This is a genomic window from Acidovorax sp. FG60 (assembly GCF_057808995.1).
Genome location: NZ_JBMDJC010000009.1, coordinates 19,915 through 44,148, shown reverse-complemented (window position 1 = coordinate 44,148; position 24,234 = coordinate 19,915). Strand labels below are relative to the sequence as shown.

19 protein-coding genes are annotated in these 24,234 nt (G+C 56.9%); 4 read left to right on the top strand and 15 right to left on the bottom strand.

The genetic code is table 11. The annotated features are described in order from the left end of the window. Window positions 1–13 precede the first annotated feature (13 nt). The 10 genes from ACODS0_RS14740 to ACODS0_RS14695 form a co-directional block, all read right to left on the bottom strand. The gene (locus tag ACODS0_RS14740; protein WP_488835816.1) at window positions 14–904 is read right to left on the bottom strand and encodes an NAD-dependent epimerase/dehydratase family protein; all 891 of its coding nucleotides are present in this window, start codon (window positions 902–904) and stop codon (window positions 14–16) included. After that, window positions 901–1,920, bottom strand: coding sequence for a GDP-mannose 4,6-dehydratase (gene gmd / locus ACODS0_RS14735; RefSeq protein ID WP_488835943.1), 1,020 nt, complete (start codon window positions 1,918–1,920; stop codon window positions 901–903). Before gmd ends, ACODS0_RS14740 begins: the two co-directional genes overlap by 4 nt. Before the next feature lie 438 nt (window positions 1,921–2,358). Next, window positions 2,359–2,901, bottom strand: a complete 543-nt coding sequence (locus ACODS0_RS14730) for an FkbM family methyltransferase (RefSeq protein ID WP_488835814.1) — start codon at window positions 2,899–2,901, stop codon at window positions 2,359–2,361. Between the two features lie 15 nt (window positions 2,902–2,916). After that, window positions 2,917–6,864 (bottom strand): glycosyltransferase, encoded by a 3,948-nt coding sequence (locus ACODS0_RS14725; protein WP_488835812.1) that lies wholly within the window; start codon window positions 6,862–6,864, stop codon window positions 2,917–2,919. Continuing rightward, window positions 6,861–8,327: a class I SAM-dependent methyltransferase gene (locus tag ACODS0_RS14720; protein ID WP_488835810.1), complete on the bottom strand. Its 1,467-nt coding sequence runs from the start codon at window positions 8,325–8,327 to the stop codon at window positions 6,861–6,863. The genes ACODS0_RS14725 and ACODS0_RS14720 overlap by 4 nt, the downstream gene beginning before the upstream one ends. 25 nt (window positions 8,328–8,352) lie before the next feature. After that, window positions 8,353–9,165 (bottom strand): hypothetical protein, encoded by an 813-nt coding sequence (locus tag ACODS0_RS14715; protein WP_488835808.1) that lies wholly within the window; start codon window positions 9,163–9,165, stop codon window positions 8,353–8,355. Between the two features lie 15 nt (window positions 9,166–9,180). Next, on the bottom strand, window positions 9,181–10,461 hold the full coding sequence (locus ACODS0_RS14710) for an ABC transporter ATP-binding protein (RefSeq protein WP_488835806.1): 1,281 nt from the start codon (window positions 10,459–10,461) through the stop codon (window positions 9,181–9,183). Further along, entirely contained in the window at window positions 10,461–11,249 is a 789-nt protein-coding gene (locus ACODS0_RS14705; protein ID WP_488835804.1) for an ABC transporter permease, read from the bottom strand. The genes ACODS0_RS14710 and ACODS0_RS14705 overlap by 1 nt, the downstream gene beginning before the upstream one ends. Window positions 11,250–11,268: 19 nt before the next feature. After that, window positions 11,269–12,765 (bottom strand): mannose-1-phosphate guanylyltransferase/mannose-6-phosphate isomerase, encoded by a 1,497-nt coding sequence (locus tag ACODS0_RS14700; protein ID WP_488835802.1) that lies wholly within the window; start codon window positions 12,763–12,765, stop codon window positions 11,269–11,271. A gap of 4 nt (window positions 12,766–12,769) precedes the next feature. Further along, window positions 12,770–13,141, bottom strand: coding sequence for a DUF2304 domain-containing protein (locus ACODS0_RS14695; RefSeq protein WP_488835801.1), 372 nt, complete (start codon window positions 13,139–13,141; stop codon window positions 12,770–12,772). A gap of 392 nt (window positions 13,142–13,533) precedes the next feature. On the opposite strand from ACODS0_RS14695, the gene ACODS0_RS14690 reads away from it, so the two are divergent. Beyond that, on the top strand, window positions 13,534–13,824 hold the full coding sequence (locus ACODS0_RS14690; RefSeq protein WP_055395161.1) for a co-chaperone GroES: 291 nt from the start codon (window positions 13,534–13,536) through the stop codon (window positions 13,822–13,824). Window positions 13,825–14,001: 177 nt separating this feature from the next. Further along, window positions 14,002–15,654, top strand: a complete 1,653-nt coding sequence (groL, locus tag ACODS0_RS14685) for a chaperonin GroEL (RefSeq protein ID WP_055395159.1) — start codon at window positions 14,002–14,004, stop codon at window positions 15,652–15,654. Between the two features lie 148 nt (window positions 15,655–15,802). On the opposite strand, the gene ACODS0_RS14680 is transcribed toward groL, so the two are convergent. The 4 genes from ACODS0_RS14680 to edd all read right to left on the bottom strand — a co-directional run bounded on the left by ACODS0_RS14680 (window position 15,803) and on the right by edd (window position 21,311). Further along, complete coding sequence (locus ACODS0_RS14680) at window positions 15,803–17,908, bottom strand: TonB-dependent siderophore receptor (protein ID WP_488835798.1); 2,106 nt, start codon at window positions 17,906–17,908, stop codon at window positions 15,803–15,805. A 321-nt stretch (window positions 17,909–18,229) separates the two neighbouring features. After that, window positions 18,230–18,529, bottom strand: coding sequence for a DUF805 domain-containing protein (locus ACODS0_RS14675; protein ID WP_055395156.1), 300 nt, complete (start codon window positions 18,527–18,529; stop codon window positions 18,230–18,232). 221 nt (window positions 18,530–18,750) lie between these two features. Then, window positions 18,751–19,380, bottom strand: a complete 630-nt coding sequence (eda, locus tag ACODS0_RS14670; protein ID WP_121422374.1) for a bifunctional 4-hydroxy-2-oxoglutarate aldolase/2-dehydro-3-deoxy-phosphogluconate aldolase — start codon at window positions 19,378–19,380, stop codon at window positions 18,751–18,753. A gap of 161 nt (window positions 19,381–19,541) precedes the next feature. Continuing rightward, window positions 19,542–21,311, bottom strand: a complete 1,770-nt coding sequence (edd, locus tag ACODS0_RS14665; protein ID WP_488835795.1) for a phosphogluconate dehydratase — start codon at window positions 21,309–21,311, stop codon at window positions 19,542–19,544. Window positions 21,312–21,410: 99 nt separating this feature from the next. Here edd and ACODS0_RS14660 point away from each other — a divergent pair, with 99 nt between their 5' ends. Both ACODS0_RS14660 and ACODS0_RS14655 read left to right on the top strand, forming a co-directional pair. Next, complete coding sequence (locus ACODS0_RS14660) at window positions 21,411–22,358, top strand: SMP-30/gluconolactonase/LRE family protein (RefSeq protein WP_488835793.1); 948 nt, start codon at window positions 21,411–21,413, stop codon at window positions 22,356–22,358. A gap of 14 nt (window positions 22,359–22,372) precedes the next feature. Continuing rightward, entirely contained in the window at window positions 22,373–22,858 is a 486-nt protein-coding gene (locus ACODS0_RS14655; protein WP_488835791.1) for a hypothetical protein, read from the top strand. 73 nt (window positions 22,859–22,931) lie between these two features. On the opposite strand, the gene ACODS0_RS14650 is transcribed toward ACODS0_RS14655, so the two are convergent. Next, complete coding sequence (locus tag ACODS0_RS14650; protein WP_488835789.1) at window positions 22,932–24,158, bottom strand: AGE family epimerase/isomerase; 1,227 nt, start codon at window positions 24,156–24,158, stop codon at window positions 22,932–22,934. Window positions 24,159–24,234 lie beyond the last annotated feature (76 nt).

Sequence of the window (24,234 nt, the reverse complement as noted above, 5' to 3'; positions counted from 1 at the left end):
GCTCTTTTCCTCCTCAGACCGCCGCAGCAGCCAGCATGCTTGCCAGCGTGGCATCCAGCGATACCGCTGTGGGCCACGTATCGCCTGCTGCGCGCCACACCGCCTGTAAGCGGGCGGGGTCACCGCACAGGCGCTGGATCTCATTAGCGCGCACAAATGCCGGATTAACGCGCACCTCGATGTCGTGCCCGGCCAGGCGGCGCAGCCGCACAATCACGTCGTCCAGCGTGTAGGTCATGCTGGTGCAAATGTTGTAGAGCCCCAGCGGCTCGCCGTGGGCCAGCAGGTGCAGGTACGAGCGGCATACAAAATCGATATCGTTGTACTCCCGCTCTACATGTAGGTTGCCCAGCTCAACCACCGGGGCGCGGCGCGCAACGTGACCTACCAGCTTGGGAATCAAAAACTGTGGCGCCTGGCCCGGCCCGGTGTAATTGAAGGGCCGGGTCAGCACCAGCGGCAACCGGTCGGCGTAAGTGCGGGCCAGGTGCTCCATGGCCAGTTTGCTAGCCGCGTAGTGGTTGACCGGCGCCGGTGCCTGCGATTCGGCAATCGGCGATTGCGGGCAGTTGCCATACACATTGGCGCTGCTGGCCACCAGCACACACGATGGGCGCACGGCCTGCCCCGCCAACGCTGCCAACAAATTCAGCGTGCCCAGTACGTTGACGCCATAAAACGCCAGCTCGTCTCCATGGCCCACAAAGCTGAGCGCCGCCAAATGCACTACGGCCCAAGGCTGCGCCTGGGACAGCCCTGCCACCGCCGAGGCCACCGCGTCTGTTACCGCCTGGGGCTGCGTCAGATCAGCCTGCAGTGCTGTAACGGCGTGGCCCGCCTGCTGCGCCAGCTCAGCAAAACGCAGCCCGGTAAAGCCGTTTGCGCCGGTCAGCAGAATATTCAAAACGATGCTCCGTTTTGATTGCGGCGCAAATCTGCCTCCACCATCATCTGGCACAGCTGCTCTAGCGTAGTGGTGGGCGCCCAGCCCAGCTTGGCCTTGGCCTTGGCTGGGTTACCAATCAGCAGCTCTACCTCTGCTGGGCGATAAAACTTGGGGTTGATGCGCATCACCGTTTTGCCAGTGGCGGTGTCTACGGCCGTTTCTTGCTCTGCCACGCCACGGAAGTCCACCGCAATGTCAGCACCCTTGAAGGCCATGCGCACAAAGTCGCGCACGGTTTCGGTGCGGTTGGTGGCCAGCACAAAGGTGTCGGACGCATCGGCCTGCAGCATGCGCCACATGCCCTCTACATATTCTTTGGCAAAGCCCCAGTCGCGCTTGGCATCGAGATTGCCCAGCTCCAGCACATTAAGCTGGCCTAGCTTTATTTTCGCCACACCGTCGGTGATTTTGCGCGTGACGAATTCGCGACCGCGCAGCGGGCTTTCGTGGTTGAACAAAATACCGCTGCTGCCAAAAATGCCGTAGCTCTCGCGGTAATTTACCGTCATCCAATGCGCATACAGCTTGGCCACGCCATAAGGGCTGCGCGGGTAAAAAGGCGTTTCTTCTACCTGCGGAATCGCCTGCACCTTGCCAAACATTTCTGACGTGCTGGCTTGGTAGAAGCGGATTTTTGGGTTGACCAGGCGAATGGCCTCGAGCAAATGCAGTGCGCCGATGCCGGTGATCTGCGCCGTGGTGCTGGGCTGGTCAAAGCTGACGCCCACAAAGCTTTGCGCGGCCAAGTTGTAGATTTCGTCGGGCTGAACTTTCTGCACCAGAGAAATACTGGAACCCAAATCGGTCAGATCATATTCAACCAAATTCAGATTGGGGTGATTTTTAATGCCCAGCTCTTCTATTCGCCAAAAATTCACAGAGCTGGTACGACGGAATGTTCCGTACACCGCATACCCTTTTTCCAGCAGAAGCTGTGCAAGATACGCGCCATCTTGACCGGTAATACCAGTGATGACTGCTTTTTTTCATGAAAATCCTATACGGGTTAGAAACTCTGACCAATCCTGACGCGGATGTGCACTACAGCAATCCGGAAAACAAAGTGGTAACTTATTGATTGATATGACGCGAAGCTGAGAACTCAGAAGTCAAATATCAAACTCAGAAACACCAATCATAGCAAAATCCATTTATAAGCACGCAATACATTCGGCACAACAAAACATGACACAATCAAAAGCAGACTTTATGAATCAAACCCCTCAGAGAGTTTGCAAATATTTCCCCAAAGTTTTACACACCAACATTCATAAAAACATCTCAGACAGCCATGAAATAATAATTCCTCCCAGAATTAAACTCATTTTCAAAAGATTCCAAGGAAAATTTTACGCCACCCCTATTATCAAGCCAATCAGACATCAAGTAGATATCCATTCCCAGCTGATTATTTAAAATATTAAAATGTCCGCCGGAGTTGTTCCATAGCAATTTGCCGCACCCAATCCATGCTCAAATATAACAATTGGCCTATCCCTTTTTAATATTTCTTTCGATCCTTGGAGAACTTGCAGCTCCGCACCTTCGACATCTATTTTTATCAAACCCACTCGAATTGAACTCGGAATCAATGAATCCATCCGTGCCATTGGAACCAATATTTCTTCAACAACTTCATTTGGCCTATCAAACTCCCTCTCAATAATTCCACTATATCCAGGATTGGAGATAACGTGTTTGAAAGTTGTTTCCCCATTCGAATCACTTAACGCACAGTTGAAAATTTGTACATTCGATTTTTTTGAATATTTTTTCTTCAAACTTTCGTAGAGTGACGGAATCGGCTCAAAAGCGAAATGCGTCCCAGCGGGAGAAATCTCCAAAATTTGATCAACAAAAATACCTACATGACATCCTACATCCACACAACATGAGTCTATACCGAGTGAGCGCCTCATTACCTCAAATGCCTCTTCATCATAATTTGATGCCATAACTGCGCTCCTTTTCTAGATATTAAAAATAATTTTTACAGTGTTACGCCAACTATTTGACAAGGCGTACTCTTCTGCTGCGTTGACCATGTCAGTATATTGCGCTGGAGAATCTAAAACACTTAACACTGCTCTAGACCACGCAACAAAATCCCCATCCACACACATAGTCACATGCCTCACATCTTCAAATATTTTTGCCGGCGAAACTAACACTGGCAAAGCGACCGAAAAACAATCATTAACAGCAGCACTCCCTCCTTCTTCGCTATTTTCATAAGCCAGAAGGGCCAGGTCTGCAGTCGAAATTTTCTCGAAGACCGTCTCTCTTTCCAAAAAATCAATGTCGAAATCAACAAATTCACCCAAACCAAGTTCAGAAATTAAACTCCTGCATGCATGAATTTCCTCCACAGAATCTTCGGATGGATATTCCGCACACTGAATCAATAAACGCGCTCGGGGATAAATTTTTTGAATCTCAGGAAGTGCATTAATTAATATTCTAACTCCCTTATGCCTTCTGATAAATCCTGTTGTAACCAAAATAGGGGGGGCGGCAATCCAATCCCTATTAACAATAGATCGCTTTGTGGGCGGGAACTTTACATCCAATCCAATCGGGCTACGCAATATTTCAAGATTTAGTTGGGCCGCCTTCATTTGCTCCGTCTTTCCATGAACAGCGACAACAACTCCTCGGCTAACAAAGTTCTTTAATTGAGGCACTTGATCGACCTGGAATTTGTGAATATCAATCACCACAGAAAATCCATGACTCAAGCAGCCATCCACAAAATTTGACAATACTTCTATAGAATAAAATGCCGGATGATATTGAATTAATATTTTATCAGGATTTATTCTTTGAATTAATTCATGCAGATCGACAAAAAAATGACTATCAACATATTTTTCATCATCATAAAACCATCCTGCATAGGATGGATCCCGGCCTATCTTTTCTGGCAGTCCATTTTTTTTTGACTTGCATGAAATTACAAAATTACTTCCACCTTGTTCTTGTATTTCATGAATTAAACTTTTGGTGTATTCGCCGATACCGCATTTTTGACCCGCTGTGGTCACATGAACCACAGCTCCGATACTAGGTAGTGCCGATTGCTCAACAACCATTGAGCTAATCTTAATCACATTTCCAATGTTACGCAGTTGAATGCCGATTTGTTTTGAATCACTCAAATCATGAACAAGAAAATTATTCGTAAATCCCCCCACGAGGCGATAAACTTCTGATTTTATGATCAAATTCGTAACGACTGTTCCGCAGCCATCAAATCCACCTCGCAATTTTAGCGAGCCCCCACTTTCTGTAGCAACTACGCCTTCAACCGCAATGGGATGAGTTGCAAGAGCAGCTCTTGCGTTCAATAGCCAATCCTCTCTCGGAAAATGATCACTACCGAGAAACGCGATGTATTGACCGCTGGCAAGTGCAGCACCCACATTCAAGGCATTTGATGAGGCATTGCTAGATTTTTGACATAAAAATATCGGAAATGGGAAGTTTTTAGCGACACTCTCAACCTCCTCACCGACCAAAATTACTTCAAAGTCACGCTCTATTTGATTGGCTATTCGCCTCAATATCTCATTCAGCTTCTCAATGGAGCATTTAGCATCTATAACCACAGAAAATAGTGGTGGTGGACTGTTTGCATAGCGATGTCGTGCTTTAAATAACATGCCCGTATCAGGACTAATTTGCTCCCATGCGTACGATCGCTCTATACATGCTCGAGCCTCTTCGCCCATGCGCGTCCTATTTATCGGATCAAACAGTCCTCGCAGCGCGCTTACAAATTCCTTTACAACAGGCGCAATCACCACCATCGCCTTGCGGCCACCAGTTTCGATTCCACGCGCTCCGACATCTGTTGTCACCACAGGCAAACCCATTGCCATGAAGTCGAACATCTTGATATTAGTACCTGATCCCGAGAACATCGGATTGACCGCGATGTCGGCTGCCGTCAGCCAGAGTTTCCTCTGGTCGTCGCTCAAATGCCCTGTAACAAGCACATTGGGTTGGCCGGAACTAACTTGCGCTCCGACACCACCACCAATTACGAAGAAAACATCGCCCATCGCGGGTGCCAGTTCATCCGCAATGAAGTTTGCTGCCTCCACATTCGGTCCGTATGCGCTGCCAATGAAAAAGACAATCAGCGATATTCGGTCTAATCCGAATTGCCTTTTTGCAGCCAATCGCTCGTCCGCCGAAGGGATTTTATGTTCGAAGGCCATGACGCCATTCGGAATCACACGCATTTTATCGGCAGAAATGCGATAGATTCGGTTGAAAAGCTGCAGATCGTCTTGCGAGCAAGTCAGGATCAGATCAGCCCTTTGGCACAGCTTCAACTCATCATCCACCAGGTCTTGTAGTAATTTTGCTTCGTCTAAATTGGCTTCATCCAACAACTGTGCCCGTAAAAAGCCTTCAACATTTTGTGAGTCATATACAATGGTCTGATTTGGTGATATATCATCCTTGACCAAGGGATATACCCAGGGATGCGAAAACACAACTATATCGGCTTCCCGCATACTCGCTCTAGCAGCATCAATATATTCTGGCGAGAGGCTACCTTGGCGACCAAAGGCAATATCAATGACTGATTTCCCTCCGATTTTATATGACAACTCCCGAGCTGCCGTATGATGTACTGCACTTAAGGGAATATCTATTTCTTCAAGCGTTTCAGTCAAATGATGGTGACGATAAGATTCGCCCGGCCAGTCATAGGAACCTATATAGGTGCATCGTATATTTGCCCCTAATGCGTGATATAGCCCCAACAATCGAAGCCTGCCACCACCTACAGGCGGATCAATCGGCTGCATGTCCAACACAGTGACACGCGTTTCCTGTTGTACCACTGGCTTATATTCGTTTGCATACGCAGCTTCTAGGAGCTTTTTTGCAACGCTCGTCCATGACATATTTGCAATAAATTCTGCCCCCTTTTTTCCCATGCGGGCCGCTTCGTCGCGGTGCGTGTGCACCCATTCCAATGCGGCTTGAATGGATTGAGCAGAAGGAGCGCAAATTAATCCATTTTCACGATGCCGAACCAAGCGCGACGGTTCTCCTGAGTCTGCACAGGTGATAACGGGTTTCTCGCTCGCAAATGCTTCTAGCGTGATGTAACCATAGTCCTCCCTCAATGGTACAAAGGGTACAGCTAGCGCTTTGGCATACCAATCAATTAACGCTCTATCATCCACACGCCCAAGAAAAACAATGCGAGGGTCGCTCCCTGCTTTAACGCGCAGCGCCTTTTCCGCTTCGCCCGTTCCTGCAATGACAAGTTTTAGCGCTAGGTTTGACTGTAATACAGCATCAATGACGAGATCCACCCGTTTCCATGGATGCAAACGACCAGGCAGAAAAAAATAATCTCCCTGTGAATTATTTCGGAACCCGTGCATACCCAGAGGCGGATGAATAACCTGCGCGCTTAGTCCGCGCCATCGAGAGAGTCTGTTAGCGACTTCATGACCTATCGCGAACAGAGCTTTTGCAACACTTAGCGTCTCAAAATCCATTTTCTGCAGTATGGACCGCTGCCTGAGGTGAATCTCGCTAGGATGCGGAAATGCTTGACTGAACATGTCGTCAAACACGCGCACTGTATGGACCAAGTACACCACATGGCGGGGGTGCCTCACAGCAAACGTGGGCGCCTTAGTAGAGACGACTATGTCGAATTTGGAAAGATCGAGTGCTCTCACTCTCTGATAATTATCAGTAATCGCTTCAAATGTCGGCTCGTCAGCAATAATTGAAATTAGCTCAACGGTACAGCCTATAGCGTCCAAACCAGATACCAATCCACTATAAAACCGCTCCGCACCACCGACAACACCTGTAGATGGGCCAGCCGTTAGTATTGCCACTTTCAATTTTTTACTGGCCATAACAGTTTTATCACTCACGCCTCACCTCGAAATTTTTCCAGCTCTAACCGAATGGCCTTCAGTGCAGTTTCTGCATCTATCTGTTTAAATTCAGATGAATCAGCAGACTCCAAATAGAAAAATTTGGATGCTTCTATTTTTTTCTCACCTCTACTCGTAGATTTCTTTTTTACATTTTTCGAATAACCAGTAGCCGTATACACAGAAGCCCCTGTGACCATGCCACCACGGCGGGCCACACCTACCAGTTGTTGGTACAGGGCCGGATAACGCAGTAGCCACGAGTTAATGCGCTGGCTCAGTTGGGGCCTGCGCAAGACTGCGGCCATCAGGCGTGACAGTGGGCGCTCCGCAATGCAGATTGCACGATGAACGACAACATTGACACCGGCCCGCAAGGTGCGGAGGGGATACATCGCCAGGCCAGCAGCAATTCGCAGTGGCGTCGTGATACGCCACGATGCGCTCTGCCGAAGGGTGCTGCGTACAGACTCCCGCGTACTGGCCTGTTGCCACCAGTGGTGCGAGTTGCTGCCAAGTTCAGGAAGGCGCTTTTGCTGCTCCTGCACCAAGGCCTGCAGTTGTGCAAAATCGGCCTGTATTCGTGCAAACTGTGCACTCACTTCAACAAGGCGATCCTGTAGAGTAGCGATGCGACCCAATTCATCGGTCATGCCGCTAACCTGGGCATCTGCGCTGGAGAGACGTTGATCTAATGCCGCCATGCGGCGGTCCAACGTGCCGTCGTAGCGGTCAGCGAGTTCATGCAGTTCTACGCCGTAGTGGGCATCAAAGACGGCGTCGAACCGTGCCATAACTTCCGGTGCGGCCGCCTTCTGCGCCACTATCGCATAGTCGGGACTGACGCCGCCTAACACGTCCATCAATCGGACATTGGAACGTTTGCGAAGTTCAACCGACTCCTGCAGCCTAACCGTGCAGACACGAGCGAATCCGTGATGCTCGGGCAAAAACGATAGGAGCAGTGGCGGAATGGGCCGCTGGTGCGTTGGGTCAAGGTAAAAGTTGCTAGCGCCCACCACCAGGTTTTCCGGATTGGGGGTTTCGAGGATAAGCAGGCCACCGGGCTTGAGCACTCGAAGCGCATGCTGCACCAGGGTGTTGAGGTCGTCAAACACAAGGTGCTCAGCAATATGAAACCCCGAAACAATGCACTGCGATGCATCGCGCATAGATTGCAGGTGGGTAATCGCATCACCTTGGATCACAGACAACCCGCGTTCGCTGCATGAAGCCAGCATTCCCGCGTCGAGATCAATACCTTGAGGCTGAAAACTCTTGTCCTGCAACAGCTCAAGCCACTCGCCCCTGCCACAACCCAAGTCCAGCACGGGTGCTGGTTGATAAAGCTCGCCCAGCGGTTCTATAAAAGGCAAATACGCAGCAAGACGATTAAGTATCAATTCTCGTGACCCACGATGGCGATTTTCAAACGCGCTATAAAAATCAGTCGACTTCATGTCAAAACCACTATCTTGATTCGATTCACATGAGTTCTTCTAGTATTTTTATGTCAAGAATCAAGCCTTCGTTTGGCAACTGAATTTCAGACAAAAATTTCCAAGCACTGTCAAATATCGCAATTCGTGCAGTGGTGAAGTCGCGAGCGCTACGCTCAGCTAGCTCCGATATCCCGACACAACGAAGACCATGCCCGAAAGCTATACCGCGCGGAAATCCTCCGGTTTCGACTCTGAAACCATCAGTTCCCACAATGGCCCCCTCTCCCGAAGAACATGTGTAGAGATGCCCATTTTCCCGCCATAAATTATGGGCTTGCTGCCCAAGACATAAGCGCGACTCCAGTTTTTTTGATTCAAAATTGAACTTAAGCATTTCGCTTGCCCCCTTGTTATGAGCAACAAGCCACACCCAATCATCCTCGAAAAAAATGGTATTAAAATGATTTTTATCAAATGGTTTAGAATCGGAAACACCAACTGGATACCATTTTTCCCAACGACTACCGTCCCATATAGCAATCATATTTTCATATGAGCATGTAATCCACAAACAATTATTTGACCACGAAATATCATGGATATCTCGCAAAGGAAATTGGCTGGATTGTATTTTGGAAGAAAATACGAGATTTCTATCAAAACACAGAATATCACCACGCTCATGTTCCGGTAAATTTTCTGACGAAACCATGCGATTGCGCGCACCAACCATGATTCCAGCCTCATTGCTTGTAATTCCGTAGTACAAGCCTTCCCCCCTTCTCAAAGGATAAATAGCACCTGTACTTAAATCTACACAGAGAATGGAATTCGAGGTAGTAACCAATAATTTCATAAAACCTCAGAAGTTTTAAAACAATCGAGCACGATTAATTTTCAAAACAGGATGCACATATGCATTGCCCCCCCAAATTATTCCCACAGAATCCGCAACTACTGTAAAGACACAGATGTGCATCAATCGCGCCAACTGCTCCCGAAAACTGCTCTCGCCAATTGCCCCATTCGCAACACCTACAGTCAGCGTATATTCACCCGGCGCGATGTTCATTTGAAAATCAAAATCCACGGTTATTCGATCGCCTGCATCAACTGAACCGATGATATTTTTCATGCATAATGTGTTGGTCATGAAAATCGGTTCGCCACGATTGTTATGTATTCGAAAACCTACGTGGGGATCATCAAATTCATGCAAAAATTTCAAGTCTACCTTCAAAGTAACCCGATGACCGCAAACAATGAGGTTCACAACACGTGCACCTTGGACCATATTTATTGAGCGAATGATTAACCCTGGATGTCGCCAGACAGGCTGAGCCTCCTCGTTACCAAATTGCAGCACTGGCACATCAAGGTCTGCTTCGTCAATCGCCACCGGATTAAATGTTGACTCCTGCTTTGGCTTAACAGTCGCCGTAAGATTGTCATAATGGCCTATAACAACTTTCGGCGAATCATTCAAAATTAACCGTCCCTCTGACAAGAGAATCGCACGATCACAAAGTGCGTATATCGTTCCCGGGGAGTGTGAAACAAACAAAAGTGTGGTCCCTAGTTCACGGTAGGAACGGATTCGCTCAAAACACTTTTGCTGAAAAAATATATCGCCTACAGCAAGTGCTTCATCCACGATCAAAATATCCGGACGAGCAGCAGTGGCTACAGCAAAGGCCAATCTTACCTGCATACCACTTGAATAAGTTCGAACCGGTTGATCGATATAATCCCCAATATTCGCAAAACGCACTATCTCAGGCATTAACTCAGTGACTTGATTTATCGCAAGCCCTTGCAATTGACCAGCCATTAGGGCATTCTGCCGCCCTGTGAAGTCGGGATGAAAACCGATCCCTAGTTCCAGCAGTGCGGCCACGCGGCCCTCAATGTGCACGCTGCCGCTGGTGGGCTGCGTGGTGCCGGTGATGATTTTTAGCAATGTGCTTTTGCCCGCCCCATTTACCCCTACGATGCCGACGGCCTCGCCGGGGTTGACGGTGAAGTTGATGTCGCGGAGCACCCAAGTTTTGTCGTGGCTGGGCTTGCCAGTCAACCATTCACGCACACGTGCCCATTTGCCGGGGTAGCGCTTGTAGGCCTTACTGACATTAGAAACAACAAGCTTGCCCATCAGAGTTCATCCACCAGTTCGCCCACGCGCGATAAAAAGAAACGCGCGCCCAGGAGCAGAAAAAACACGGTTAGCACAGACAGTGGCAGCAGGCTGGCAAAGTCGGGCAGGCGGTGGTTCAGAAAGACAGTCTGGTAAGCCACCATCAGGGGTTGCAGCGGGTTGTATTGCAGTACGTTGCGCGCGGCTTCCGGCAGGGAGTCAAACACATACACGATGGGCGTCAGCCAGAACCAGAACTGCACAACGATGCCGGTGAGTTGACCCACATCGCGAAAAAAAACGTTTAATGTGCCGAGAAAAATACCTAGTCCCAGAGTGAAAAGCACTTGTAGCACTAGCAGCGGCACCACCGCTAATAGCGCCCAACCAGGCCAGTGGCCAATGAGGGCAATAAAGGCCAAGTACAGGCCAAAGACAATGGCAAAGTTAATCAACGCCGAAGTCGCCACGATGGCAGGCAGACAGATGCGCGGAAAGTTGGATTTCTTGATTAGGTTGCCATGCTCCAGGAACACGCCATTCAGGCGCCCAAGCATTTCGGCAAACAGGCCCCAAGTGATGACCCCAGCGCACAGGTAGATGCTGAAAGCAAATGGCGTTTGCTCGTGCCCAGCAAGTTGGGGGCGCATTAACTGGCCGAACACCACGGTGTAGATGACGATCATGGTCAGCGGATTGGCAACTGACCAGAAAGCGCCCAATAGGGATTCACGGTATTTGCCGTGGAACTCGCGCATGACGCTGCTCCAGACAAAGCCTCGGTAGCCCCACAGGGCTTTGAGCATGGGTAAGCCGGGCACGGGGTCAGCCCTCCCCTTTGGCGCAGGGGCTCTGTGCGGGCACCACGCGGCCATAGGTATCTTCAAACCGCACGATGTCGTCTTCGTCCAGATAGCTGCCAGATTGCACTTCAATAATCTCAAGGGGCACTTTGCCGGGGTTTGCCAGCCGGTGCACATGGCCCAGTGGGATAAAGGTGGATTCGTTTTCGCCCAGCAGAAAGACTTTGTCGCCATTGGTGACCTGGGCGGTGCCCTTGACCACAATCCAGTGTTCAGCCCGGTGGTGGTGCATTTGCAAACTCAGGCTGGCACCGGGGTTGACCACAATGCGCTTGACCTGGAAGCGCTCACCACTGTCGATGCTGTCGTACCAGCCCCAGGGGCGGTGGATCTTGCGATGCGTTTGTGTCAGGGCGTGGCCCGCTTCACGCAGCTTACCCACGATCTGCTTGACGTCCTGGGTTTGGCGTTTGTCTGCCACCAGGATGGCGTCGGCGGTTTCCACCACCACGATGTTGTCGAGCCCCACGCCGGCCACCAGGCGGCTACTCGAAAGCAGCAGCGAGTTGGAGCAGCCGTGTTGAATGGTGTCGCCCACGTGCGCGTTGCCGTGCGCGTCTTGCTCCCGCACCTGCCACAGGGCATCCCACGCGCCCAAGTCAGACCAGCCAGCCTGCAGCGGCACCACGCAGGCTGGGATGCCCAGGTCGGGGCGGGTGGGCAGCCGCTCCATGACGGCGTAGTCAATGGAGTCTGCGGGGCATGCGCTGAAGGTTTCGGTGGATGGGCGGATGAAGTCCGCATCTTTTTGAGCACCTGCCATAGCGGCCGCGCACGCTGCAAAGATGTCGGGCCGACAACTTTGAAGGGCCTTGAGCCACACGCTGGTGCGCACCATGAACAGGCCGCTGTTCCACAGGTAGTTGCCAGCGTCCAGGTAGCTTTGGGCGCGCTCTAGGTCGGGCTTTTCGGCAAAGCTGGCGATATGGTGTGCACCGCCCCCCTTCATTGATTCGCCGCACTGGATGTAGCCGTACCCAGTCTCAGGCCTGTCGGCCACGATGCCAAAGGTCACCATGGCGCCGCCGCTGGCAATGGCAAACGCTTGCTCGATGGCGTTGTGAAACGCGGGCAGGTTGGCTATCACATGGTCAGCGGGCATGGCCAGCAGCACCGGGTCCCCGCCTTCGGCCTGCGCTTGCAAGGCGGCCAGGGTCAGCGCGGGTGCTGTATTGCGGCCCGCAGGCTCCAGCACGATGCGCGCGCCGTGTATGCAAGCCTCCATCAGCTGGCTAGCCGCCAGAAAGCGGTGCTCTGCGTTGCAGACCAGCACCGGCGCCTTCGCCACGGGGATTTGGTTCAGCCCTTGCAGGCGCAGGGCCGTGTCTTGGAGCATGGTGCGCGCACCGGCCAAGGCCAAAAACTGTTTGGGATAGGTTTCACGAGACAGTGGCCACAGGCGCGTGCCGGAGCCACCGCACAGAACCACGGGCAACAACAAATTCAGAGATTCAGTCATAAGGCTAGAGCGGGTCTTGATCTTGAGGGGCCTCGGTTGGCTTTTGAAGAAGGTCGGCCTCCAACAGTGCCAACCGCTGGTTCAACCGGCGCACATCGCGCTCAATGCGGGTATTGACCATGTCGCTGTGCAGGGCCTTGATCAGCAAGACCATGCACACCAGCAACAGCAGCAGCGTGGGGGGGTAGCTCACGCCCAGCAGCAGAGCCAGCCAGTCGATCAGCCCGGGCGATGCCCCCAGCACAGCCGCAGCCCCTGCCACCACCACCCAAAACAGGCCGTGCATGACGTACAGATGATCTCTGCGGATCAGATACAGAATCAGCGCAGCAAGGCCAATGCCCATTAGCGCGGTTGTGAATTGCAAAGACACCATCAGATTCCTGGACGGGTAAGGCTCTGCGCACCCACATCACAGATATATGTATACATATATGTATGCGAGCTGAGAGCAAGAAGAGATGGTTGGGCCATTGCAACCCCGGGAGTTGCGCACGCGCGCTTGACGCAAAACCCACCAACACACGTCCTAAAGATTGTAGGTGCTTGGTCGTTACACACTGCTGCGAAGCCCCCCATTCAGCGGTTCGAACCGTAAGCAAATATCTCAGACGTGCATCCGGGCTCTTGAAATGGGCCGGAATGCCCGTATCATTAGCACTCACCGCAGACGAGTGCTAACACCGCCTCGGCTGCCGGAAGTTTGGTAGCGCCTGGGGCTCCAGGCGCTGAGTACGTCAGCTTTTTACTGAAAACAGGAGCATTGCAATGAACCTTCGCCCTCTGCACGATCGCGTGATCGTCAAGCGTATCGAAAGCGAAACCACGACGGCCTCCGGCATCGTGATCCCTGACAACGCCGCTGAAAAGCCCGATCAAGGTGAAGTGCTGGCCGTCGGCCCCGGCAAGAAGAACGACAAGGGCGACGTGATCGCCCTGAATGTGAAGGTCGGTGACCGCGTTCTGTTCGGCAAGTACTCGGGCCAGACCGTCAAGGTCAACGGCGATGAGCTGCTGGTCATGAAGGAAGACGATCTGTTCGCAGTTGTGGAGAAATAAAGCTACTGCGCAGGCGCCAGGCGCCAGGCGTCGTTGCGCGGTGCTCGCAATCCTCACGTACAGGAAGTACGTTCCGGTTGCTGCGCTCCGTGCGCCTAGCCTGACACCTGCTCGCTACGCTTTCTTTCCCCACAACCCGTTATCCGTTTAACGATTTTCAGAATTTAGGAGCCAAACATGGCAGCAAAAGACGTAGTTTTCGGCGGCGAAGCCCGCGCACGCATGGTTGAAGGCGTGAACATCCTGGCCAACGCGGTCAAGGTGACTCTGGGCCCTAAGGGTCGCAATGTGGTGCTGGAGCGCTCGTTCGGCGCCCCTACCGTGACCAAGGACGGTGTGTCCGTGGCCAAGGAAATCGAACTCAAGGACAAGCTGCAGAACATGGGCGCCCAGCTCGTGAAGGAAGTGGCCTCCAAGACCAGCGACAACGCTGGTGACGGCACCACCACCGCCACCGTGCTGGCCCAGGCCATCGTGCGCGAAGGCTTCAAGTACGTGGCCGCTGGCATCAACCCGATGGACCTGAAGCGCGGTATCGACAAGGCTGTGACGGCCCTGGTTGCCGAGCTGAAGAAGGCTTCCAAGCCCACCACCACCTCCAAGGAAATCGCCCAAGTGGGTTCGATCTCCGCCAACTCCGACGAAACCATCGGCAAGCTGATCGCTGACGCCATGGACAAGGTTGGCAAGGAAGGCGTGATCACCGTGGAAGACGGCAAGTCGCTGGACAGCGAACTGGACGTCGTGGAAGGCATGCAGTTTGACCGCGGCTACCTGTCGCCCTACTTCATCAACAACCCAGAAAAGCAATCCGCGATTCTGGACAACCCCTTCGTGCTGCTGTTCGACAAGAAGATCAGCAACATCCGCGACCTGCTGCCTACGCTGGAGCAAGTCGCCAAGGCTGGCCGTCCCCTGCTGATCATTGCCGAAGAAGTCGAAGGCGAAGCCCTGGCTACGCTGGTGGTCAACACGATTCGCGGCATCCTGAAGGTTGTGGCTGTGAAGGCTCCAGGCTTTGGCGACCGTCGCAAGGCCATGCTGGAAGACATCGCCATCCTGACGGGCGGCAAGGTCATCGCTGAAGAAGTGGGCCTGACGCTCGAAAAGGTGACCCTGGCCGACCTGGGCCAAGCCAAGCGCATCGAAGTGGGCAAGGAAAACACCATCATCATCGACGGCGCCGGTGCTGCTGCTGACATCGAAGCCCGCGTCAAGCAAGTGCGCGTGCAGATCGAAGAAGCCACGTCCGACTACGACCGCGAAAAGCTGCAAGAGCGCGTGGCCAAGCTGGCTGGCGGTGTGGCCGTGATCAAGGTCGGCGCTGCCACCGAAGTCGAAATGAAGGAAAAGAAGGCCCGCGTGGAAGACGCACTGCACGCTACCCGTGCCGCTGTGGAAGAAGGCGTTGTGGCCGGTGGTGGCGTGGCCCTGCTGCGTGCCAAGCAAGCTGTGGGCGACTCGGTCAAGGGCGACAACGCTGACCAGGAAGCCGGCATCAAGCTGGTGCTCAAGGCCATCGAAGCGCCTCTGCGCGAAATCGTGAACAACGCTGGTGGCGAAGCCTCGGTGGTGGTGAACGCTGTGTTGGCCGGCAAGGGCAACTACGGCTTCAATGCCTCGAACGACACCTACGGCGATATGCTCGAACTGGGCATTCTGGACCCCACGAAGGTCACCCGTACGGCCCTGCAAAACGCTGCCTCCGTGGCATCGCTGCTGCTGACGACCGAAGCCATGGTTGCTGAAGCACCCAAGGACGAGGCCGGTGCTGGCGGCGGCATGCCCGACATGGGTGGCATGGGCGGCATGGGCGGCATGGGCATGTAATGGCCGGCCGCTCCGGGTGGAACCCAGGTTCTGCCCGGTAGCCCCAAAAGAAACCCCGCAGGTTGCAAAACCTGCGGGGTTTTTTCCTTGCCGGGCCGACATCCACGGGTGAATGCCGCCGGTGCAGCAGATCGCCCCGATGGGTCGGTCAGAACCTGTAGGTCGCGCTCAGCACCACATTGCGCCGTGCCGCCCACCAGCAGTCACCACGCGCCAGACAGGTGCTCATGTACTTCTTGTCGGCCAGGTTGCTGATATTGAGCGCGTAGCGCCAGTCCTGGCTGTCGTAGGCCAGCAGCGCATCCACCACACCGGCCGCCGGAACCTTCGGCCCCGTGCCGTCGCGGAACGACGACAGCCAGCGGTACCCCGCACCGGCCGAGAAGCCGCGCACGCCGCCAATGGAGAACCGGTACACGCCCCACACGGCCGCCTGGTGGCGCGGCAGGTTTTCCAGCAGCGGATCGACGTCCGTGTAGTTGTAGTGGGCGGTCAGGTCAAACGCCGTCGCCACGCGCGCCTTGTATTCCAGCTCCAGGCCCTTGTTGCGGGTCTGGCCCACCTGCAGCGAGTTGTCGGGGTTGGTCGGGTCGGCCACCTTCTGGTTCTTTTCCTTGAGGTCGTACACCGCCGCCGTGAACTGGGTGGTGCCGCCTGAGGGGGCATATTTCACGCCCACCTCGATCTGTTCGCCCTCCAGCGGCTTGAAGCGCTGGCCCGAGGCATTGGTGCCGCTCACGGGGCTGAAGGATTCGGCATAACTGATGTAGGGCGTCCAGCCGCCCCCCAACTGGTACATCACACCCAGGCGTTTGGTGGTGTCGCTGGTGCGGTCATCGGACTGGCCCGCCAGGCTGTTCACGGCGCGGTCATGGCGCAGGCCGGCGATGAAGATCCAGTTGCCCCACTTCATCTGGTCCTGCACATACAGGCCGCTTTGGCGCTGCACGTTCTCAGGCCGTGCGATGAGCGTCGGGTTCAGAACGTTGCCGTACACCGGGGCGTAGGCATCGATGGGCGTGTTGTACGCATCGTCGGCCTCGTTCTTGTTCTCGGTCTGCCGGTTCCAGTCCACACCCAGCAGCAGTTGGTGGCTGAGGGCGCCGGTGGTGAGGTTGCCCTGAAGGTGCGTATCCACCGCCGCCATGCGCGTGCGTGTGATGTTCTTGCCGTAGACGCGGCCCGTCAGGCGCTGGTTCACGGGGTCCCAGCCGAACCCGCCGGGGACTTTGAAGAAATCGGCGTAGTGGTAGCCACCCCGGTTCTCATTGCGTGCCAGGCGCAGGTTCTGGCGCACCGCCCATGCGTCGCTGAAGCGGTGCTCGAACAGGTAGCCGATGGATTCGCGGTCGCTGTCGTAATAGTCGCCAGGCTCGCCGATGAAGCGGTTGATGGGCAGCTGGCCATTGGGGTTGGGCAACAGCGTGCCCGACCAGGGCAGGAACTGCGCCGTGGTGCCCGTGCGGTCCTGCTGCCAGTGGGCCTGCAGCACCAGCGAGGTGGCGGCATTGGGGCGCCAGGCCAGCGATGGCGCGATCAGTCGGCGGTCGTTCTGCACATGGTCCGTCTGCGTGTCCGCATCGCGCGCCACGGCCACAAGACGGTACGACCATTCGCCGTCCTTCGTGAGCGGGCCGGTAAGGTCGGCCTGCAGCTGCTTGCGGTTCCAGCTGCCCAGCTGCACGCCCACTTCGCGCTGCGCTTCCTGCAACGGGCGCTTGCTGACCATGTTGACCACGCCCGCCACCGTGCCCGCGCCAAACAGCATGCCCGACGGGCCGCGCAGCACTTCAATGCGCTCGAGCGTGTAGGGTTCGGCGGGGGTGGTGCTGGTGTACCAGTTGTAGTTCTGGCGCAAACCATCCAGGTACGTGTCGGGGGAGCTGCCGCGCACCCGCACACTGTCGGCGCGGCTGTCCAGGCCATAGGCGTCGCTGCGCACCCCGGCGGCATACAGCAGCGCCTCTTGGAAGGTCGTCGCACCCTGGTCCACGATCTGGTCGCGCGTGACCACGGTGACGGACTGGGGGGTTTCGGCCAGGGGCGTGTCGGTCTTGGTGGCCGTGGCCGCGTTGCGGGCACGGTAGCCGACCACCGGCGCGGTGGCCGATTCTTTCTCGGCGCTCGCGTCCACACGCACCTCGGACAAGGTGGCCCCCACGTCCTGGGCCTGGGCCGCGACCCAGGCGGGGACGCCTCCAAAAGCCAACGCAATACCCATGCAGACTGCGGTCCGCTGATTTTGGAGTTTCATGATTTTCAAGAATAGAAATAAGAATGATTACCATTCTAAAAATCAAACCACGCAGGTGCGCGCTTCAGACACAAGATGTCGTACAACAGCAACAAGTTGTGCTCGGATCGCAGTGGGATTGTTTCTATTTTTAGAGCTATTTGCGCTTATCAATAAAGCGCCAGAGCCACTTTTGACCAATATGCGCGCTGCACAAGGTTGCGGCACCTCTCTGACACCCCGGAGCCACCGCCACACCCCCACAAAAAAGCCCGCTGACCGTAAGGCCAGCGGGCTTGGCGCGGGCGGACTCAGAGAGAGCCCGCAGCGGCGTCGCAAAGATCAGCCCTCGCTGGGCTGCACCCACCAGTAGATCAGCACCAGCACGCCGATGCCGGTCAGCGTCAGCAGTTGCCACCAACCCGAGCGGCCAATGTCGTGCAGTCGCCGCGCGCCCACGGCGAATGCGGGCAGCAGCAGTGCAATGGAGACGATGCCGGAGACCACGTCACCCAGGAAGCTGGCGATCACCATGACGATGATCTGGAACAGGAAAAACCACCAGAACTCGGAGCGCACGGCGCGGCCCGAGAAACCCGCGTACTGCCCCAGGCAGCTTTTGATAGCCGAAACAAAATCCATACTGAACTCCCTCTCTTTGAAACGTGAAGCCGTTGTGGCAGGGCCAAGCCCCGCGCCATGATAGGGGCGCGCAGGGCAGCAAGTCCACACGCCCAGTGACCCCACCGACTGCACCTCACTCTGCAGGCGGACCAGGGAACAGTGGATGCTTCTATTCTTATAGCTATCAGCGCTTACAGGAAAAGCGCTAGAGCCCTATTTCGCCTCAAATCCTGGAAAACTCACACGGCCTTGCGCAGCGCATGCGTCTCGCGCGCCAGCTGGGTGATGCGCGCCCAGTCGCCCGCACGCACGGCGTCGGCGGGCGTCAGCCACGAACCGCCCACGCAGCGCACATTGGGCAGCGCCAGGTAGTTGGGCGCAGTGGCCAGGCTGATGCCACCCGTGGGGCAAAAGCTGACCTGGCCAAACGGACTGGCCCAGGCCTTGAGCAAAGGGATGCCGCCCGCGGCCTCGGCCGGGAAGAGCTTGAGGAACGAGAACCCATCGGCCAGCGCGGCCATGATTTCGCTGGACGTGGCCACACCGGGCAGAAGCGGCAAATTCAGGCCCTTGCAGGCGCCGCCCACTTCGGAGGTGTAACCCGGGCTCACCGCAAAACGTGCACCGGCCTCGCTCGCGCGGCGCGCATCGTCGGCGTTGAGCACCGTGCCCACGCCCACCACGGCCTCGGGCAAATTGCGCGCAATGGCTTCGATGGCGGGCAGGCCAGCAGCGGTGCGCAGTGTGACTTCCAGCACCTTCACGCCGCCGGCCAGCAGCGCCTCGGCCAGGGGCAGCGCGTCTTCCACGCGGTCGATCACGATGACGGGGATGACGGGGCCATGGCTGGCGATGTCAATGGGATTCATGGAAATACTCCTTGATGTTGGATGCCGCACGCGGCGTTTGACAGGGGCGCGGCCCATACCAGTGCACCCGTGGAACTGGCTTCGCCAGGCCACCGGGTGCGTCCCCCTCCCGCGCAGCGAGAGAGGGGGAAGGCGCGCAGCGACTCAGGGGGTGCATCCTGCTACAACCATGTGCAGGCTCCTTGTTCGGCACCGCCTGCGTGGCGGCGAAAGTTGGTAAACAGTTCCCGGCCAAAGCCGGTGGCGGGAGGCGCGGCGTACGGCGCCACGGGGCGAGCGGCCCAGGTGGCTTCATCGACCAGCACATCCAGCGTGCCGGCAACGGCGTCCACCCGCACGATGTCGCCGTCCAGCACCTTGGCCAGCGGGCCACCGGCCAGTGCCTCGGGCGTGACGTGGATGGCGGCGGGCACCTTGCCCGATGCGCCGCTCATGCGGCCGTCGGTGACCAGCGCCACTTTGAAGCCTTGGTTCTGCAGCACGGCCAGCGGAGGGGTGAGCTTGTGCAGCTCGGGCATGCCATTGGCCTGCGGGCCCTGAAAGCGCACCACGGCCACCATGTCCTGCTGCACCTCGCCCGCAGCAAAGGCGGCGAGCAAAGCCTCTTGCGAATCGAACACGCGCGCAGGCGCTTCGATGATGTGGCGGTCTTCGGGCACGGCCGACACCTTGATCACCGCGCGACCCAGGCGCCCTTGCAGCAGGCGCAACCCGCCAGTGGGCGAGAACGGCCGGGTCACGGGGCGCAACACGGTTTCATCGCCCGACACCGCCGGAGCGCCCTGCCCGCCTGCGGCAATGCCGCCGGTGTTCACGCTCATCACATCGGGGTGCATGAAGCCGCCGGACAGCAGCTCGCGCAGGATCCACGCGGGGCCGCCTGCGGCCTGGAACTGGTTCACGTCGGCATCGCCATTGGGGTACACGCGGGCCAGCAGCGGCACGGCGGACGACAGTTCGTCAAAGTCCGACCAGTCGATCAGGATGCCCGCGCTGCGTGCAATGGCTACCCAGTGGATCAGATGGTTGGTGGAGCCGCCCGTGGCCAGCAAGGCCACCATGGCGTTGACGATGCAGCGCTCGTCCACCACGCGCCCGATGGGCGTGAAGCGCGCACCGCGCTTGCCAATGTCGAGCACCGTGCGCACGGCCTGGCGCGTGAAGGCTTCGCGCTCTTCAGTGCCGGGCGGTGCAAAAGCCGCGCCGGGCACGTGCAGGCCCATGGCTTCCAGCAGCATCTGGTTGCTGTTGGCCGTGCCGTAGAAGGTGCAGGTGCCGGGGCTGTGGTACGCGGCGGATTCGGCCTTGAGCAATTCATCCCGCCCCACGAGGCCTTGCGCGTACTGCTCACGCACCTTGGACTTGTCCTTGTTCGACAGGCCGGTGCCCATGGGGCCTGCGGGCACAAACACGCAGGGCAGGTGCCCGTAGTGCAGCGCGCCAATCAGCAGGCCCGGCACGATCTTGTCGCACACGCCCAGCAGCAGCGCGCCATCGAACACATCGTGGGACAGCGCTACCGCAGTGGCCATGGCAATGGCATCGCGGGAGAACAGCGACAGCTCCATGCCGGGCGTGCCCTGCGTGACGCCATCGCACATGGCAGGCACGCCGCCTGCAACCTGCACCGTGGCGCCGTGCTGGGCGGCCTCATCGCGCAGCACGGTGGGGTAACTTTGGTAGGGCTGGTGGGCCGACAACATGTCGTTGTAGGCCGTGACCACGCCAATGTTGGGCGCCTTTTCGACCGTGATCTTGAACTTGTCAGCGCCGGGCAGCGCGGCATAGGCGTGGGCCAGATTGGCGCAGCCCATGCGGTCTTGTGCGGGCTTGCGGGCGATCATGGCGTCGATGCCTGCGAGGTAAGCGCCGCGGGTGTCTGCGCTGCGCTGGACAATGCGCTCGGTCACGCGCGCTACAACTGGGTGCATGGAAGTCTCCATCGGTGGGTGGCAGGACCCCGTGCATGGCGCCGGAGCCCGTTGTCTGAGGCCCTAGAATGTAACTCGATAACCACCCCACTTCAACCCATGTCCCTGCAAACCCTGCCCCTGCCGCCCTCCGAACTGGGCGAATCACCCTTCTGGCACCCCACGGAAAAATCCCTTTACTGGTGTGACATTCAGGGACAAGCAGTACACGCATGGCATCCTGAAGGCGGTCGCCACCGGCAATGGCGCATGCCCAGTGAGCCCGGCTGCTGCGCGCCTGCAGCGGGCGGGCGATTGGTAATCGGGTTACGAAACGGTTTCTACCTTCTGGATACGGCGAAGGACAGTGCCGACACCACCGCCCTCACCTGCCTGGCCCTGCTGCCACCTGATCAGCACGACACCGCTGTGCTGCGCCTGAATGATGGCCGGTGCGACACCGCAGGCCGGTTCTGGGCGGGCTCGGTCATCAGCCCTCGCACCGCGCCGGATGCCGCGCTGTGGTGCCTGCAGGCCGACGCGGCCAGTGCCACGGGCTACAGCGTGCGCCAGATGGCAGCCAACAACTTCACCGCCAACGGCCTGGCCTTCAGCCCCGACAACCGCACGCTGTACTGGTCCAACACGCCCGAGCATCGCATTGACCGGTTTGACTTTGACGTGGCCACGGGTGAGATCACGAACCGCCGCCCCTGGGTGCAGTTCGACCGCAAGGTGGAAGGCCAGCCCTACGGCGGCAGGCCCGATGGCGCGGCGGTGGATGTGGAAGGCAACTACTGGGTGGCGATGTACGAAGGCGCTTGTGTGTTGCAACTCTCGCCATCGGGTGAGGTGCTGCAGCGCATTGCAGTGCCAGTGCAGTGCCCGACCATGGTGTGTTTTGGGGGGGAGGATTTGCGGACGCTGTACGTCACGTCGGCACGGGCCGGGAGGCCGGTGGAGGAGCAGGAGGCGAAGACTCCTGCGGGATCGCTGTTCAGCGTGCGGGTGGAAGTGGCAGGACTGCCAGTGAATTTTCTCCAAGGACAATCGACGAGCGCAGCTTAAAAAGGCGCCTCGCCATGAACTACACCCTTCGAACATGTGCCGCCTTTTTTGCGGGAAGCTGCCTGGCATTCGACGCTTCGGCCCTCAGCATGAAGGCGCTCAAGACGCACGTTGTTCAATTCCATGAGAGTGGCGTCACCCTTGCCGCAGCAGATCGACAAGCAGTGGCCACATTTGCAGAATCTCTGCGTGAAGCGGATTGGTGTCCGCTGGTTGTTGTGATCGGTGAAGCAAAGTACCTCATCGACAAACACGACACCAAAACCATGGCCGAAGCCAGAGCCGCCTATGTCACGAATCTATTGAAGCGAAACGGCGTCCCAGCCCAAGTGCTCTTCTTTTTTGTCCAACCCTCCCCCACCCTATCTGCATCGGTTGAGATTGAAGCTGTGGGTTCCCCATCGAGCCCCGGGTGCAAGCACTCCAGGACAGAGGAAGGCTTTCGTCCTTCCCCGCCCGAACTCGAACCGAACACCGGCGCCCCGGCGTTCATTCGCTAGTGCGTAGCAGCGCAGCCGTCGCGCCAGAGACAGGGGCAGACATAGCATCCGTGCACCAGCACGCAGTGCTTTGCTAGCGACCAACCACCCCCAGCACGTCAAAACACGCCCCCATGTTGTGATAGTCCACCTTCCCCGCATTGCTCTTCTCGCGGGTGGTGTTGCGGTTGTCGCGGTGCAGGATGCGAAACCACGCGCCGTGGTTGTGGTCCACAAAGTGCTCCCAGCAGTAGGCCCAGATGCGGTCGTACCACTGCCAATACCGATCGTCGCCCGTGCGCACAGCCAGAACGGCAGCGGCGGCCATGCTCTCGGCCTGCACCCAGTGGTATTTGCCGTCGTCGCAGATGCTGCCGTCAGGCGCCATGCCGTAGTACAGGCCTCCGTGTTCGGCATCCCAGCCGCGTTCTACAGCGGCATCGAACAGGCGCTGTGCGCAGGGCAGGTGCCAGTCGGCGGGCAGCAGGGCATCCAGTTGCAGCAGCAGCTTGGCCCATTCGGTCTGGTGGCCGATCTGGTAGCCCCAGGGGCGGAAGATGTTGCTGCGGTCGTGGCGGTTGTAGTCCCAGTCCACCGACCAGTCGGCGTGGAAATGCTCCCACACCCAGCCTTCGGCAGCCGGGGCGCTGGCAGGGCTGGATAACGCCGCCTGCCGCTGGCAGATGCCTTGCGCCAGCTGCTCGGCACGCTCGATGTAGCGGCGCTCGCCCGTGGCGCGGAAGGCAGAGATCAAGGCCTCGCAGGCGTGCATGTTGGCGTTCTGGCCCCGGTAGCCTGTGAGCTGCCAATCAGGACTGGCCTCGTCGGCATACAAGCCTGCGGGGGGTTGCCAGAAGTGCTGTTCGGCGGTGTCAAAAGCCTGGGCCAGCCACTGGCGGGCTTCGGGCACTCCGGCTTCAAAGGCGCGGGCGTAGGCCAGCATCACAAAGGCCATGCCATAGCAGTGGCGCGTGGCGTCTTGTACGGTGGCTCGCCCTTCATTCCAGTCGATCAGCCAGGCGTAGCCGCCCGTGGCGGGGTCGAGGAATGCGGTGCGCAGAAACTCCAGCGCGTGCCTCATGCCAGCCTGGTAGCGCTGCTCGCCCGTGGTGCGGTACAGCATGGCGTGCGTGACCACAAAACGGGTAGCGCTGACCAGGTGGCGGGTGCGCGTGTCGTACACCGTGCCGTCATCCAGGAAGAAGTGGTACTGCCCGCCGCTCGCGTCGGTGGCCACGGGGTCGTAGAACGCCATGGTGTCACGCAGATGCTGGCGCAAAAAGGCTGCGGAGCGGAAGTCCGGATAGGGCGGAATCGCCATGGGGGTGTCTCCTGATGCGTTAGCTGTAGGCCAGAGACCGTGCAGGCCTCTGTCGGTGGGGGCCTGGTCTGCCGCC

What these genes read in the sequence shown, in the direction of transcription:
- eda (WP_121422374.1), bottom strand. Translation starts at nt 19,380, where the DNA reads ATGAATCCCATTGACATCGCCAGCCATGGCCCCGTCATCCCCGTCATC.
- groL (WP_055395159.1), top strand. Translation starts at nt 14,002, where the DNA reads ATGGCAGCAAAAGACGTAGTTTTCGGCGGCGAAGCCCGCGCACGCATG.
- ACODS0_RS14675 (WP_055395156.1), bottom strand. Translation starts at nt 18,529, where the DNA reads ATGGATTTTGTTTCGGCTATCAAAAGCTGCCTGGGGCAGTACGCGGGT.
- ACODS0_RS14680 (WP_488835798.1), bottom strand. Translation starts at nt 17,908, where the DNA reads ATGAAACTCCAAAATCAGCGGACCGCAGTCTGCATGGGTATTGCGTTG.
- ACODS0_RS14700 (WP_488835802.1), bottom strand. Translation starts at nt 12,765, where the DNA reads ATGACTGAATCTCTGAATTTGTTGTTGCCCGTGGTTCTGTGCGGTGGC.
- edd (WP_488835795.1), bottom strand. Translation starts at nt 21,311, where the DNA reads ATGCACCCAGTTGTAGCGCGCGTGACCGAGCGCATTGTCCAGCGCAGC.
- ACODS0_RS14690 (WP_055395161.1), top strand. Translation starts at nt 13,534, where the DNA reads ATGAACCTTCGCCCTCTGCACGATCGCGTGATCGTCAAGCGTATCGAA.
- ACODS0_RS14705 (WP_488835804.1), bottom strand. Translation starts at nt 11,249, where the DNA reads ATGCTCAAAGCCCTGTGGGGCTACCGAGGCTTTGTCTGGAGCAGCGTC.
- ACODS0_RS14710 (WP_488835806.1), bottom strand. Translation starts at nt 10,461, where the DNA reads ATGGGCAAGCTTGTTGTTTCTAATGTCAGTAAGGCCTACAAGCGCTAC.
- ACODS0_RS14695 (WP_488835801.1), bottom strand. Translation starts at nt 13,141, where the DNA reads ATGGTGTCTTTGCAATTCACAACCGCGCTAATGGGCATTGGCCTTGCT.
- ACODS0_RS14650 (WP_488835789.1), bottom strand. Translation starts at nt 24,158, where the DNA reads ATGGCGATTCCGCCCTATCCGGACTTCCGCTCCGCAGCCTTTTTGCGC.
- ACODS0_RS14655 (WP_488835791.1), top strand. Translation starts at nt 22,373, where the DNA reads ATGAACTACACCCTTCGAACATGTGCCGCCTTTTTTGCGGGAAGCTGC.
- ACODS0_RS14660 (WP_488835793.1), top strand. Translation starts at nt 21,411, where the DNA reads ATGTCCCTGCAAACCCTGCCCCTGCCGCCCTCCGAACTGGGCGAATCA.
- ACODS0_RS14720 (WP_488835810.1), bottom strand. Translation starts at nt 8,327, where the DNA reads ATGAAGTCGACTGATTTTTATAGCGCGTTTGAAAATCGCCATCGTGGG.
- ACODS0_RS14730 (WP_488835814.1), bottom strand. Translation starts at nt 2,901, where the DNA reads ATGGCATCAAATTATGATGAAGAGGCATTTGAGGTAATGAGGCGCTCA.
- ACODS0_RS14715 (WP_488835808.1), bottom strand. Translation starts at nt 9,165, where the DNA reads ATGAAATTATTGGTTACTACCTCGAATTCCATTCTCTGTGTAGATTTA.